Source organism: Pseudomonas sp. yb_2, assembly GCF_043103905.1.
Classification (GTDB): Bacteria; Pseudomonadota; Gammaproteobacteria; order Pseudomonadales; family Pseudomonadaceae; genus Aquipseudomonas; species Aquipseudomonas alloputida.
The window spans coordinates 102,017-114,495 of the sequence record NZ_JBICKH010000034.1 but is presented as its reverse complement, the minus strand read 5'-3'; the positions used below and the strand labels follow the sequence as shown (position 1 = coordinate 114,495).

The following is a 12,479-nucleotide window of genomic DNA, read 5'->3' as shown; positions in this document are numbered from 1 at the left end:
GGCAAAGCGGCTGCACGAAGCCTACTCCCCCAGCATCTGCCGCACCAGCCATTGCCCCGCCGGCCCAAGCGCCCGCCGGCTTGACCACGCCACATCCATATCCACCCGGCGCGGGTAACCCGCTATCTGCAATTCCACCAGTTCGTTGCCAAACCGCGCCACCAGCGCCCTGGGCAGTTCGGCCCAGCCAAACCCGCGCACGGCAAATTCCAGCAGGGTGAGGTAATCCGGTGCCGACCAGGCTTGGCCGCGGCCGCGGTGCAGGCTGGGGGCGTAGGTCTTGATGTACAGCTGCCGCGCGTTTTCCAGATGCTGCGCCTGTACCTGCGCCAAGCTCGCCAGCGGATGCTCGCTGGCGACATACACGCCGAACTCTGCCTGCTCCGGCAAGCGCGCCACGGCCACGTCGGCGGGGTAGCCGGGCTGTGTGGCAAGGATGCCGACATGGGCCAGGCCCTGCTGGATCATCTCGATTACATCAGCGTCCTCCGCCGGGCCGCAGCGTAGCTCGGTATGGGGGTAGTGCTGGGCGAAACGAGTCATCACCGCCCCCTGGAACGTTACGCTGTAGCTGTCCGACATCACCACAGATACCAGCGCCTCGACATTTTGCGCCAGTCGCACTGCCAGCGCATCGAGCTGGGCGCTGGCCTCGAGAATTGCTTCGACATGGCTCAGCACCTGCCTGCCCGCCTCATTGAGCGTGGGGTGGCGGCCATTGCGGTCAAACAGCGGGCAGCCGATATCGGCCTCGAAATTGGCGATGGCGATGCTGACAGTGGACTGGCTTTTGCGCAGCTTGCGCGCCGCCGCAGAAAAAGAACCGAGTGAGGCGGCTTCGGTAAAGGCGACCAGAGCTTCGGGAGAGTAACGCATGGTATTGATAAAACCGATGGTAGCTATGTCGCGAGTATCAGTTCTATCAAAGAAAATGGGAAGCACGACTCCCGCAATGGATGGAATTTGCAATGAAAAACGTGTCTTTCACCGAACGCCTGGTCCACGCCGTTGGCTATGAAGTTTTTGCGGTACTGCTGTGTGCGCCGCTGCTGTCCTGGATCATGGGCAAGTCGTTGGCAACAGCGGGCGCGCTGGCGGTGACCCTGTCGGTGATCGCCATGCTGTGGAACATGGTCTACAACGTACTGGTCGATCGCTGGGTGCAAACCGAACGCATCAACTGGAAGGCCAGTACGCGTTTCGTGCACGGTCTTGGCTTCGAAGCCGGCCTGGTGGTGTGGTGCCTGCCGGTGGCGGCTTGGATGCTGGAGATTTCGCTGCTGCAGGCATTCATGGTGGAGCTGGGCTTCTTCGTGATCATCCTGCCCTACACCGTGGTCTACAACTGGGCGTTCGACAAAGCCCGGCACCTGCTGGTGCAGCGGCGTGTGGCATGATTCTGTCACCCGGCGCGGGCTTGCCCGCTAATGCGGCTGCACTGACAACGGTGATCTCCCAGGCATTATTGGCTGGCGGGTGTGGCCTATTCGCGGGTAAACCCGCTCCTACGAGGGGGCCGTGTAAACACATGAAAAAACGGGGCATGCCATTGCTGGCATGCCCCGTTTTCATACAGCTGATGCGTCTCAGGCGACCTTGACGATCCAGCCTGCCGGTGCCTCTACATCGCCGCTCTGGATACCGGTCAGCTCGTTGTAGAGCTTTTGGGTAACCGGGCCGACCTTTTCCAGATCGTGGAACACGTGCAGCTTGCCGTTGTACTCGATGCCGCCGATCGGGGTGATCACGGCTGCGGTGCCGCAGGCACCGGCTTCGACGAAGCGGTCCAGCTTGCTGATCTCGACATCGCCTTCGATCACGGTCAGGCCCAGACGCGATTGCGCCAGTTCCATCAGCGAGAGGCGGGTGATGCCGGGCAGTACCGAGGCCGATTTCGGGGTGACGAACTCATTGTTGGCGGTGATGCCGAAGAAGTTGGCCGAACCGACTTCCTCGATCTTGGTGTGGGTCAGCGGGTCGAGGTAGATGGCGTCGGCGAAGTTGGCCTTCTTCGCTTCAGCGCCCGGCTGCAGGCTGGCAGCGTAGTTGCCACCGACCTTGGCCGCGCCGGTGCCCTGCGGGGCAGCACGGTCGAAGCTGGAAATCTGGAAGTTGTGCGGCTTCATGCCGCCCTTGAAATACGAACCAACCGGAATGGCGAACACCGAGAAGATGAACTCGGGGGCGGTGCGCACGCCAATGTTGTCGCCGGTGCCGATCACGAACGGGCGCAGGTACAGGGCGCCTTTGCCGTGCGGTGGCACGAACTTTTCGTTGGCCTTGACCACTTGCTTGCACGCTTCGATGAACACATCGGTCGGCACGTGCGGCATCAGCAGGCGTGCGCAGCTGCGCTGCATGCGGGCCGCGTTCTGGTCCGGGCGGAACAGGTTGATCGAGCCGTCCTTGCAACGGTAGGCCTTCAGGCCTTCGAAGCACTGCTGGCCGTAGTGCAGGGCCGTGGAGCCTTCACTGATGTGCAGTACGTTGTCTTCGGTCAGGGTGCCCTTGTCCCACTCGCCATTGCGCCATACGGACAGGTAGCGTTTGTCGGTCTTGATGTAGTCGAAACCCAGCTTGTCCCAATTAATGCTTTCGTTGCTCATGACACCCTCATTGTCTTGCAAGTGCCCGATCGCTCGGGCTGCTGTTATATGCGCACCATGCCACCTTAATACATCCTTGGCGGATCGGGAACGGCCAGTCACGAATTGATAGGGTGCGAAGCGATACTATCGTCAAACCGCAGGGTCAATGCCCCTGCAGGCGTTTTCCCCAGTCCCCGCCATGCACCCGTGCACAGGCCTCTTCGCTGTCATAGCGTACATGCCAAGCGGGATGGTCCAGCTGTATTCCGGCGTGGTCCAATGCCTGGCAGGTCAGTGCCAGCATACGTGCCTTTGCGTCGCCCGCCACTGCAGCGGCTTTATCGGCCTCTTGCTCGAATACCCAGGTAATACGCAGGCTGCCCGGAAAGTCCTCGGGGTCGAGGCGATGGGTAAGCCAACTGAAGCCGACAATCTCCGCCTTGGCGGTTTCGCAGGCATCGGTCAGGCACGCGACCAACTCCCGCTCCAGGCGGCCCATTTCGCGTTTGCCCAATGCCTTCACGGGTTGGCCTCGTCATCGATCTGTTGGCAAAAGCGCAGGCGGTTGCCGAACGGGTCCCACACCTGCATCTGCAGGCCCCAATCCATGCGCTCGGCCTCAGGCCGGGCGAAACCGTACTGTTTACCCTGCAATTCACGCTCCAGCGCGTGCAGGTCGTCGAGGCGGGCGAACACGGTCGAGCCAGGGCAGGCATCGCCATGGTGCTCTGAAAGGTGCAGGATCAGGCCATCACGGTGGATCTGCATGTACAACGGCAAGTCCGGGCTGAAGCGGTGCTCCCAGTCCAGGCTGAAACCCAGGAAATCGAGGTAGAACTCCTTGGCCTTGTCGATCGAGAATATGCGCAGGACAGGTATGGCGGGGGCGAGGGGCATGGTGCGTCCTTGACCGTGGATAAGGCGCCACTGTAACGCACTTGCGCCCAGCGTTGTCGACCGGCCCCGCAGCAATGGTTGACCACCCGCCAGCCACTGCGTAGCCTTGCCACTTCGAGGTTCTTCGGCCTGGCCGAAGCTAAGACGGGAACGCGGTACAAGCCGCGGCTGCCCCCGCAACTGTAAGCACCGACAACGGATCGACACAGCCACTGCGCCAACGCGCGGGAAGGCGTCATCCCGCCAGCCCGAACGGGGACATGGAACGGTGCAAGCCAGGAGACCTGCCTCGTCACGTTTTCGACTTTCAACCGGGCGGGGTGATCCGGTGGCGAACAAGCCCGGCCGGCCTGGCCCGCGGCTGTCGTCCTGCATGCCCGCGCCACACTGCCAAGGGCAATGCGACATGAAAACACTGGCCAAGCTCCCCGTCACCATCGTCACCGGCTTCCTCGGCTCGGGCAAGACCACCTTGCTGCGCCACATGCTCGACAACGCTCAGGGGCGCCGCATTGCGGTCATCGTCAACGAATTCGGCGAACTGGGCATCGATGGCGAAATCCTCAAGCAGTGCAGCATCGGTTGCACCGAGGAAGAAGCCAGCGGCCGTGTGTACGAGCTGGCCAACGGCTGCCTGTGCTGCACCGTGCAGGAAGAATTCTTCCCGGTGATGCGCGAGCTGGTAGCCCGCCGTGGCGACCTCGACCACATCCTCATCGAAACCAGCGGCCTGGCCCTGCCCAAGCCATTGGTACAAGCGTTCCAGTGGCCGGAAATCCGCAACGCCTGCACCGTCGATGCGGTCATTACCGTGGTCGACAGCCCGGCCGTGGCCGCTGGCACCTTTGCCGCCTACCCGGACCAGGTCGATGCCCAGCGCAAGCTCGACCCTAACCTGGACCATGAATCGCCCCTGCACGAGCTGTTCGCTGACCAGCTGGCCAGCGCCGACCTGGTGGTGTTGAACAAGGCCGACCTGATCGACGCCGAAGGCCTGGCCAAGGTGCGTGCCGAGGTGGCCGAAGAACTGCCGCCGGCGGTGAAAGTGATCGAGGCCAGCAGCGGCAAGCTGCCACTGGAGGTGCTGCTGGGCGTGGGTGCCGAGTCCGAGGCGCATATCGATGGCCGCCGAACCCACCACGATTCGCACCACGATGGCGACGATCATGACGATCATGACCACGACGCTTTCGACTCCATCTCCATCGACCTGCCTGAAGCCGACGAAAGCCTGCTGCTCGATGCATTGACCCAGTTGGTGGTGGAGTTCGGTATCCTGCGCGCCAAAGGCTTCGCCGCCATCCCGGGCAAGCCGATGCGGCTGCTGGTACAAGGCGTGGGCACCCGTTTCGACAAGCACTTCGACCGCGCCTGGCGCGCCGACGAGCCGCGCATCACCCGCCTGGTGCTGATCGGCCAGGACCTCGATGCTGCCCAGCTGGAGGCGCGCCTGCGCCAGGCGCTGGGCGCCTGACCCATGCACCTGCTGCGGACTCAGCCCGGTGGTTTCGTACCGGATGACAGCATTGCCGACCTCGGCCAGACACCCGCCGAGCTGGTGATTCTCTGCAGCGGCGATTCACACCTGGCCTTGCTCGCCGACACCGCAGAGCAATTGCCCGAAGACTTTCCCAGCCTGCGTCTGGCCAACCCGATGCAGGTGCAGAACCATGCCTCGGTCGACCTGTATGTCGACCAGGTGCTGCGCCACGCCAAGGTCATCCTGGTGTCGCTGCACGGTGGCGTTGGCTACTGGCGCTACGGCGTCGAACAACTGGTCGAGCTGGCCGCCCGTGGCGTGCAGCTGATTCTGGTGCCGGGCGATGACCGCCCGGACCCGGAGCTGACCAGCCTGGGCAACGTCCGCGGTGAGCAGGCCGAGCGGCTTTGGCATTACCTGCGCCAGGGCGGCAAGGCCAACGCCATCAACCTGTTCAACTGCCTGGCCAGCCAATGGCTGGGCCGCGACTATGCCTGGGACGAGCCGCAGCCTTTGCCGCGCACGGCGGTCTATCACCCCGCCAAGGGCAGCGCGACACTCGAGGACTGGTACCCACACTGGCACCCCGAGCAGCCAGTGGCACCGCTGCTGTTCTACCGTTCGCACCTGCAAGCGGCCAATACCGCCTTCATCGACGTGTTCTGCCAGCGCCTGCAGGCTGCCGGCCTGAACCCGTTGCCGATCGCCGTGGCCAGCCTCAAGGAAAGCGCCTGCCTGGAACAGGTCGAAGCCTGGCTGGACGAGGTCGGCGCCGAAGTGCTGGTCAATACCACCGGTTTCGCCTTGTCCAGCCCCGAGCGCCCCAACCTGCGCCCGTTTCGCCGCGACATCCCGGTGCTGCAGGCCATCTGTGCGCAGGACAACCAGCCTGGCTGGGAAGCCAGCGAGCAGGGCCTGGGCGCGCGCGACCTGGCCATGCACATTGCATTGCCGGAGCTGGACGGGCGCATTATCACGCGCCCGGTCAGCTTCAAGGACATGGCCTGGCGCAGCGAGCGCAGCCAGTCCGACGTTGTCTGCTACCGCGCCCACCCCGAGCGCATGGACTTTGTCGCCGAGCTGGCCCGCCGCTGGGTCGAGCTGGCCCGCCTGCCCAATGCCCAGAAGCGTGTGGCCCTGGTGCTGGCCAACTACCCGACTCGCGATGGCCGCATTGGCAATGGCGTCGGCCTGGACACGCCCGCCGCCGCACTCAACATCCTCAAGGCGCTGCAGGCCGAAGGCTATCCGCTGGCCGAGTTGCCGGGCAGCGGTACGCAACTGATCCACCAGCTGCTCGGTGGCGTGACCAACGACCTCGACCATCTCGACCAGCGTCCCTGTGCCCAGAGCCTGAGCCTGGCCGATTACCAGGTGGCCTTCGAGCGCCTGCCGCAGGCCAACCGCCAGGCAGTACTGGAACGCTGGGGGCCGCCCGAACAGGACCCGATGTTCCGCAGCGGCCGGCTGATGGTTGCCGGCCTGCGCTTTGGCTTGACCTTCGTCGGTATCCAGCCGGCGCGGGGCTATCAGGTCGACCCTAGCGCGGTGTATCACGACCCTGACCTGGTGCCACCGCATGGCTACCTGGCATTTCACTTCTGGCTGCGTCACGCATTTGCCGCCGATGCGGTGATCCACGTTGGCAAGCATGGCAATCTCGAATGGCTGCCGGGCAAAGGCGTCGGGCTGTCGGCGCAGTGCTGGCCGGACGCGCTGCTGGGTCCGCTGCCGAACATCTACCCGTTCATCGTCAACGACCCGGGCGAGGGTGCCCAGGCCAAGCGCCGCACCCAGGCGGTGATCATTGACCACCTGATGCCGCCGCTGACCCGTGCCGAAACCTATGGCCCGCTGCGCCACCTGGAACAACTGGCCGACGAGTTCTATGAAGCGCAGTTGCTCGACCCTCGACGTGCCCGCGAGTTGCAGCGTGACATCCTCGAGCTGGTCAAGGCCAACCACATCGACCGTGAATTGCAACTGGAAGGGCAACTGGACGATGCGGCACTATGGCTGCCACGTCTGGATACCTACCTGTGCGACCTGAAGGAGTCGCAAATTCGCGATGGCCTGCACGTGTTTGGTCAGTCACCTGAAGGGCGGCTACGCCTGGATACGCTGCTGGCGTTGTTGCGGGTCGAGCGTGGCGACGGTCGTGGGGGTAATGCCAGCCTGCTGCGGGCTTTGGCCAAAGCACTGGTGCCGGGCTGGGACCCGCTCGACTGCGACCTTGGGCAGCCGTGGCAGGGCATACGCCCTGAACAGCTGCAGGCCATGAGCAATGAACCTTGGCGCACCTGTGGCGACACCCGCGAGCGCCTTGAGCTGCTGGCACTGCAGGTGATCGGGCAGGCATTGGAGGGCACGGCACAGTTACCCGACCTGAGTGAGTGGCAACCGGTGCACGCTGTAGTGCAGGCCCTGCGTGAAGCGGTCGCACCCAGCCTGGACGCCTGCGGCACGGCGGAAATGCATGGCCTGCTGGCGGCACTGGCCGGGCGCTTCGTGCCCGCCGGCCCCAGTGGTGCGCCTAGCCGAGGGCGCCTCGATGTGCTGCCCACTGGCCGCAACTTCTATACCGTGGATGTGCGCAACCTGCCCACCACCACAGCCTGGCGCCTGGGCTTCGCCTCGGCCAGCCTGATCCTCGAGCGCCATCTGCAGGACCACGGCGATCATTTGCGTCAGCTCGGCCTGTCGGTGTGGGGCACGGCGACCATGCGCACCGGCGGCGACGACATCGCGCAGGCCATGGCGCTGATGGGCGTGCGGCCTGTCTGGGCCACCGGCAGCCAGCGCGTCGACGACTTCGAAATCTTGCCGTTGAGCCTGCTCGACCGCCCCAGGGTGGACGTGACCTTGCGCGTTTCCGGCTTCTTCCGCGATGCCTTCGGTAACCTGATCCGCCTGTTCGACGCCGCCGTGCAGGCCGTGGCCGCGCTGGACGAACCTGACGACCTCAACCCCCTGGCTGCCCGCGTGCGCAGCGAGCGGGCCGCGCTGCAGGCTCAAGGCGTGGATGCCGAGCAGGCCGTACGCCAGGCTGGCTGGCGGGTGTTCGGTGCCAAACCGGGCGCTTACGGTGCCGGGGTGCAGAACGCCATCGACGGGCGTTTGTGGCACAGCCGCGACGACCTGGCAGAGGTCTACCTCAACCACGGCGGCTATGCCTACGGCGGCAGCGACGACGGCACCCCGGCCCGCACCCAGTTCGCCCAGCGCCTGGCCAAGGTGCAGGCGGTGCTGCAGAACCAGGACAACCACGAGCACGACCTGCTCGATTCCAACGATTACTACCAGTTCCAGGGCGGCATGCTGGCGGCCTCGGAAACCCTGTCCGGGGCGGTGGTGGCCAGCTACCATGGCGACCACAGCCAGGCCGACCGACCGCGCATCCGTACCCTCAAGGAAGAGCTGAACCGGGTGATCCGCGCGCGCGCGCTCAATCCCAAGTGGATCGACGGGGTCAAGCGTCACGGCTACAAGGGTGCCTTCGAGATGGCCGCGACAGTCGACAACCTGTTCGCCTTCGACGCCACCACGCACCTGATCGACGACCATCATTACCAGGGGCTGGCCGATGCCTATGTGCTCGACCCGGCGACCCGCGATTTCATGCGCGAGCACAACCCCGAGGCCCTGCGCGACCTCACCGAGCGCCTGCTGGAGGCCCAGCAGCGCGGCTTGTGGCAGGCGCCGGGCGACTACCGCGAAGCCCTTGAGGACCAACTGCTCGATGGCGAGGAACAGGCTTGAAATGAGTGAACCCGTACAATTTCCGCTGGCGGCCGTGGTCGGTGCAGACGACCTCAAGCTGGCGCTGTGCCTGACCGCTATCGACCCCAGGATCGGTGGTGTGTTGATCGAAGGGCCGCGTGGCATGGCCAAGAGCACCCTGGCCCGTGGCCTGGCCGACCTGCTTGGCGAAGGCCCGTTCGTCACCTTGCCATTGGGCGCCAGTGAAGAGCGGCTGGTCGGCACCCTCGACCTGGATGCCGCGCTGGGGCAGGGCAAGGCGCAGTTTTCCCCGGGCGTGCTGGCCCAGGCCGACGGCGGTGTGCTGTATGTCGATGAGGTCAACCTGCTGCCCGACACCTTGGTCGATCTGTTGCTTGACGTGGCTGCCAGCGGCACAAACCGCGTCGAGCGTGACGGTATCTCGCACCGGCACAGCGCCCGCTTCGTACTGATCGGCACCATGAACCCGGAAGAGGGCGAACTGCGCCCGCAGTTGCTCGACCGGTTTGGCCTGAACGTGGCGCTGGAGGGCTTGCCGGAGCCCGAGGCCCGGCAGCAGATCATTCGCCGCCGCCTGGCCTTCGACAGTGACCCTCAGGCGTTCTGCGCACACTGGGCCCAGGCCCAGGCGCAACTGCGCGAGCGCTGCCAGGCGGCGCGCCAGGCCCTGGCCGACATTGCCCTGGATGACCAGGCGCTGGCCTGGATTACCGAGCGCTGCTACGCCGCCGGCGTGGACGGCCTGCGCGCCGACCTGGTGTGGCTGCGCGCTGCGCGCGCCCACTGTGCCTGGCGGGGGGCTGCAGCTATCGAAGAAGTGGATGTCGAGGCGGTGGCCGAATTCGCCTTGCGCCATCGCCGCCGTATGACGCCCCAGGCCAACCCGCCGTCGGCGCCACAGCCGCCTGACCAGCAGCCTGGTGCCGGCAACCCGGGCGAACAGGGTGGGCAGGGCGACTGGGGGGCATTACCGGCACAGCCGGTGGCCAGCGGCGCCCGCCGTGAGGTGCCAAACTGGGCAAAAAAGCCCTGAGCATCCCCCAGCCACCAGCCAAAGGGGCGGATGCCAGAGCGGGCATAGGCAAGCAGAACGGTACCCGCCGTGGCCTCGTGCGAAATGCGGCGGCCGGCCGGGTAGCCTGGCTGCCGACCTTGCTCAAAGGACGGCCACGCCAGCGACAGGACCTGTGCTGGCAGCAGCGCCAAGGCAGGCCTGCTGAGTTGTGGCTGGTGATCGTCGATGCCTCGGCTTCAACCCGGCGCCATCAGGCGCTGGCGCAGACCAAAGGGCTGCTGGCGGCGTTGTTCGACCAAGCCTATCGACAACGCGCCCGCCTGGCCCTGCTGACTGCCAGCGGGCGCACACCACAGTGGCAGCGCCACGGGCTGAAGGCATCCGCTGCCTTGCAACCCTGGCTGCAGGCCTTGGGAGCAGGTGGGGGCACGCCGCTGATCGCCGCACTGGAACAGGCGCGGCACTGGCTACAGGCGCGGCAGCGAGCCCATCCGCAAGAGGCCTTGCGTTGCCTGGTGTTCACCGACGGTCGCCTGCAGCACAGCAATACCGTGCAGCCGATGCCGTGCGCCACGTTGTTGGTCGATATGGAACTGGCGCCCGTGCGCCTGGGACGCGCGCAGCGTCTGGCAGAACAATTGCAGGCTGATTACCAGCACTTGCAACAATTCAGGGTGATGGATTGAACTGGCAGGTTGCGACACTTTGTCGCAATTGGGAAAGTTGCCACAACAGCAACAGAGAAGTTGTACAAGTGCGTGACCATGCACGCACTTGTTGTGCTGGTCGATATTACTTCGGCATCGACCACGGTTGCAGGTCGTAGCCCTTTTCACACAATTCGGCGCGCACTTCTTCGATCAGGCTGGCCCACTGGGCCGGGTCGGAGTAGATGCGCGACGACACTTGCTTGGCGCCGATGCGGGTGCTGGTCCGGTCGATCACTGCCAGGCTCAGTTCACCAGTACCGTTGGGTGCATCCCAGGCTACGCACTGGAAAGGTTCGAAGGCGTGGTCGGCAATCAGCAGTGCTTCGTTGACACGGAGCGGGGCATTCATGGTTCGGTCTCTCTATGGTCCCAAACATCGAAGTGAAGTCCGCGTTGCTTCAAAGTCGCCTCATTGATCGCGAAGTGCAGCGCGGGGTTATGTCTACTGATGCTCGTTGTTCGTGGGTAAGTCACACATTGGCTGTAAATTTTTTTTCAGGGTCGACACTGTTCTTGCCTGCGCCGCCATGTGATGTCGATAAAGTGCGAAAATTCCCGTGGCGGTTTGTAAAAAAATGATTCGGCAGACAGACGGTACTGGGCACCGTCAACTTCGTTGCTACTGTTAAACGGGCGCCACAACTTGCTGTTTTATTTCAAAAAACCAAAAACTGGCGCCAAGGATCGGTCATGCAGCAGCCTGCCGCTCAACGCCGTTTGCTTATCGTCGACCCCTGCGACGATTGTCACCGCTTGTTACCTGGCCTGCGCAACGCAGGGTGGGATGTGGACAGCTGTATGCTCGGGGCCGCGTTGGACCACACGTGCGATGTCGGGTTATTGCGTTTGCAGGCTTCGCACCTGAGGCACCCGGACGCGGTCAAGGACATGATCAAGCGCAGCAACACCGAATGGATTGCCGTGCTCAGCGCCGACCAGCTGCGCATGCCGGCGTTCGGTGATTTTGTGTGTGAGTGGTTTTTCGACTTCCATACCCTGCCGTTCGACGTCTCCCGCGTGCAGGTAACCCTGGGCCGGGCCTTCGGCATGGCGCGCTTGCGCGGCAAGGGGGCCGTCAAGGTCGATGAGACGACCCATGAGTTGCTCGGCGAAAGCCGGCCTATCCGCGAGTTGCGCAAGTTGCTGGGTAAACTGGCACCCACCGAATCGCCGGTGCTGATCCGCGGTGAGAGCGGCACCGGCAAAGAACTGGTGGCGCGCACCCTGCACCGCCAGTCGCAACGCAGCGAGCAGCCGTTCATCGCGATCAACTGCGGGGCGATCCCCGAGCACTTGATCCAGTCCGAACTGTTCGGCCATGAGAAGGGCGCCTTTACCGGTGCTCACCAGCGCAAGACCGGGCGTATCGAAGCGGCCGATGGCGGCACATTGTTTCTTGATGAAATCGGCGACCTGCCGTTGGAATTGCAGGCCAACTTGCTGCGTTTCTTGCAGGAGAAGCACATCGAGCGGGTGGGTGGCAGCCAGCCCATACCGGTGGATGTACGGGTGCTGGCGGCCACCCATGTGGACCTTGAGCGGGCCATCGAGCAAGGGCGTTTCCGCGAAGACCTGTATTACCGCCTGAACGTCTTGCAGGTGGTGACCGCGCCGTTGCGCGACCGGCATGGTGACCTGTCGATGCTGGCCAACCATTTTGCCCATTTCTACAGCGTGGAGACCGGGCGTCGGCCACGGTCGTTCAGCGACCATGCCCTGGCGGCGATGGGGCGGCATGACTGGCCGGGCAATGTGCGCGAACTGGCCAACCGCGTGCGCCGGGGGTTGGTGTTGGCTGAAGGGCGGCAGATCGAGGCGCAAGACCTGGGGTTGCAGCTGCTCGACCCGGAACAACAACCGCTGGGCACGCTGGAAGAATACAAGCAGCGCGCCGAGCGCCAGGCACTGTGCGATGTGCTCAACCGGCACAGCGACAACCTGAGCGTGGCGGCCAAGGTGCTGGGCATTTCTCGGCCGACGTTCTATCGGTTGTTGCACAAGCACCAGATACGCTGAGCGGCGCTCTCAAAGGGAAACCACAAGCCCCT

Annotated in this window: 11 protein-coding genes and 1 riboswitch; of the genes, 6 read left to right on the top strand and 5 right to left on the bottom strand. The window is 64.3% G+C overall.

Features of this window, described 5'->3' with window-relative positions; translation table 11 throughout:
* Positions 1-21: 21 nt before the first annotated feature.
* Positions 22-876, bottom strand: a complete 855-nt coding sequence (locus tag ACF8FB_RS08535) for a LysR family transcriptional regulator (protein ID WP_392511207.1) — start codon at positions 874-876, stop codon at positions 22-24.
* A gap of 92 nt (positions 877-968) precedes the next feature.
* Between ACF8FB_RS08535 and ACF8FB_RS08530 the strand changes: the two genes are divergently transcribed.
* Entirely contained in the window at positions 969-1,397 is a 429-nt protein-coding gene (locus tag ACF8FB_RS08530; protein WP_392509756.1) for a multidrug/biocide efflux PACE transporter, read from the top strand.
* Between the two features lie 189 nt (positions 1,398-1,586).
* Here ACF8FB_RS08530 and ACF8FB_RS08525 read toward each other — a convergent pair whose 3' ends face one another.
* The 3 genes from ACF8FB_RS08525 to ACF8FB_RS08515 all read right to left on the bottom strand — a co-directional run bounded on the left by ACF8FB_RS08525 (position 1,587) and on the right by ACF8FB_RS08515 (position 3,485).
* Positions 1,587-2,606, bottom strand: coding sequence for a branched-chain amino acid aminotransferase (locus ACF8FB_RS08525; protein WP_003247906.1), 1,020 nt, complete (start codon positions 2,604-2,606; stop codon positions 1,587-1,589).
* Positions 2,607-2,751: 145 nt separating this feature from the next.
* The gene (locus ACF8FB_RS08520; protein ID WP_010954368.1) at positions 2,752-3,111 is read right to left on the bottom strand and encodes a hypothetical protein; all 360 of its coding nucleotides are present in this window, start codon (positions 3,109-3,111) and stop codon (positions 2,752-2,754) included.
* Positions 3,108-3,485, bottom strand: coding sequence for a glyoxalase superfamily protein (locus tag ACF8FB_RS08515; RefSeq protein WP_350297981.1), 378 nt, complete (start codon positions 3,483-3,485; stop codon positions 3,108-3,110). The genes ACF8FB_RS08520 and ACF8FB_RS08515 overlap by 4 nt, the downstream gene beginning before the upstream one ends.
* Before the next feature lie 100 nt (positions 3,486-3,585).
* A riboswitch (cobalamin riboswitch) is annotated at positions 3,586-3,792 on the top strand.
* 99 nt (positions 3,793-3,891) lie between these two features.
* On the opposite strand from ACF8FB_RS08515, the gene cobW reads away from it, so the two are divergent.
* The 4 genes from cobW to ACF8FB_RS08495 all read left to right on the top strand — a co-directional run bounded on the left by cobW (position 3,892) and on the right by ACF8FB_RS08495 (position 10,407).
* Complete coding sequence (cobW, locus tag ACF8FB_RS08510; protein ID WP_003247913.1) at positions 3,892-4,959, top strand: cobalamin biosynthesis protein CobW; 1,068 nt, start codon at positions 3,892-3,894, stop codon at positions 4,957-4,959.
* A gap of 3 nt (positions 4,960-4,962) precedes the next feature.
* Positions 4,963-8,724, top strand: coding sequence for a cobaltochelatase subunit CobN (gene cobN / locus ACF8FB_RS08505; RefSeq protein ID WP_392511206.1), 3,762 nt, complete (start codon positions 4,963-4,965; stop codon positions 8,722-8,724).
* 1 nt (position 8,725) lies between these two features.
* Positions 8,726-9,739, top strand: a complete 1,014-nt coding sequence (locus tag ACF8FB_RS08500) for an ATP-binding protein (RefSeq protein WP_392511205.1) — start codon at positions 8,726-8,728, stop codon at positions 9,737-9,739.
* A gap of 77 nt (positions 9,740-9,816) precedes the next feature.
* The gene (locus tag ACF8FB_RS08495) at positions 9,817-10,407 is read left to right on the top strand and encodes a VWA domain-containing protein (protein ID WP_010954364.1); all 591 of its coding nucleotides are present in this window, start codon (positions 9,817-9,819) and stop codon (positions 10,405-10,407) included.
* 106 nt (positions 10,408-10,513) lie between these two features.
* Here ACF8FB_RS08495 and ACF8FB_RS08490 read toward each other — a convergent pair whose 3' ends face one another.
* Positions 10,514-10,780 carry a hypothetical protein gene (locus ACF8FB_RS08490; protein WP_003247923.1) on the bottom strand — a complete coding sequence of 89 codons (267 nt, stop codon included), beginning with the start codon at positions 10,778-10,780 and terminating at the stop codon, positions 10,514-10,516.
* A gap of 341 nt (positions 10,781-11,121) precedes the next feature.
* Here ACF8FB_RS08490 and ACF8FB_RS08485 point away from each other — a divergent pair, with 341 nt between their 5' ends.
* Positions 11,122-12,447 carry a sigma-54 dependent transcriptional regulator gene (locus ACF8FB_RS08485; protein ID WP_019437001.1) on the top strand — a complete coding sequence of 442 codons (1,326 nt, stop codon included), beginning with the start codon at positions 11,122-11,124 and terminating at the stop codon, positions 12,445-12,447.
* Positions 12,448-12,479: the final 32 nt, after the last annotated feature.

Excerpts from the sequence above, each read along its gene's own strand:
- ACF8FB_RS08535 (WP_392511207.1), bottom strand. The coding sequence starts at position 876 with ATGCGTTACTCTCCCGAAGCTCTGGTCGCCTTTACCGAAGCCGCCTCA.
- ACF8FB_RS08530 (WP_392509756.1), top strand. The coding sequence starts at position 969 with ATGAAAAACGTGTCTTTCACCGAACGCCTGGTCCACGCCGTTGGCTAT.
- ACF8FB_RS08525 (WP_003247906.1), bottom strand. The coding sequence starts at position 2,606 with ATGAGCAACGAAAGCATTAATTGGGACAAGCTGGGTTTCGACTACATC.
- ACF8FB_RS08515 (WP_350297981.1), bottom strand. The coding sequence starts at position 3,485 with ATGCCCCTCGCCCCCGCCATACCTGTCCTGCGCATATTCTCGATCGAC.
- cobW (WP_003247913.1), top strand. The coding sequence starts at position 3,892 with ATGAAAACACTGGCCAAGCTCCCCGTCACCATCGTCACCGGCTTCCTC.
- cobN (WP_392511206.1), top strand. The coding sequence starts at position 4,963 with ATGCACCTGCTGCGGACTCAGCCCGGTGGTTTCGTACCGGATGACAGC.
- ACF8FB_RS08500 (WP_392511205.1), top strand. The coding sequence starts at position 8,726 with ATGAGTGAACCCGTACAATTTCCGCTGGCGGCCGTGGTCGGTGCAGAC.
- ACF8FB_RS08490 (WP_003247923.1), bottom strand. The coding sequence starts at position 10,780 with ATGAATGCCCCGCTCCGTGTCAACGAAGCACTGCTGATTGCCGACCAC.
- ACF8FB_RS08485 (WP_019437001.1), top strand. The coding sequence starts at position 11,122 with ATGCAGCAGCCTGCCGCTCAACGCCGTTTGCTTATCGTCGACCCCTGC.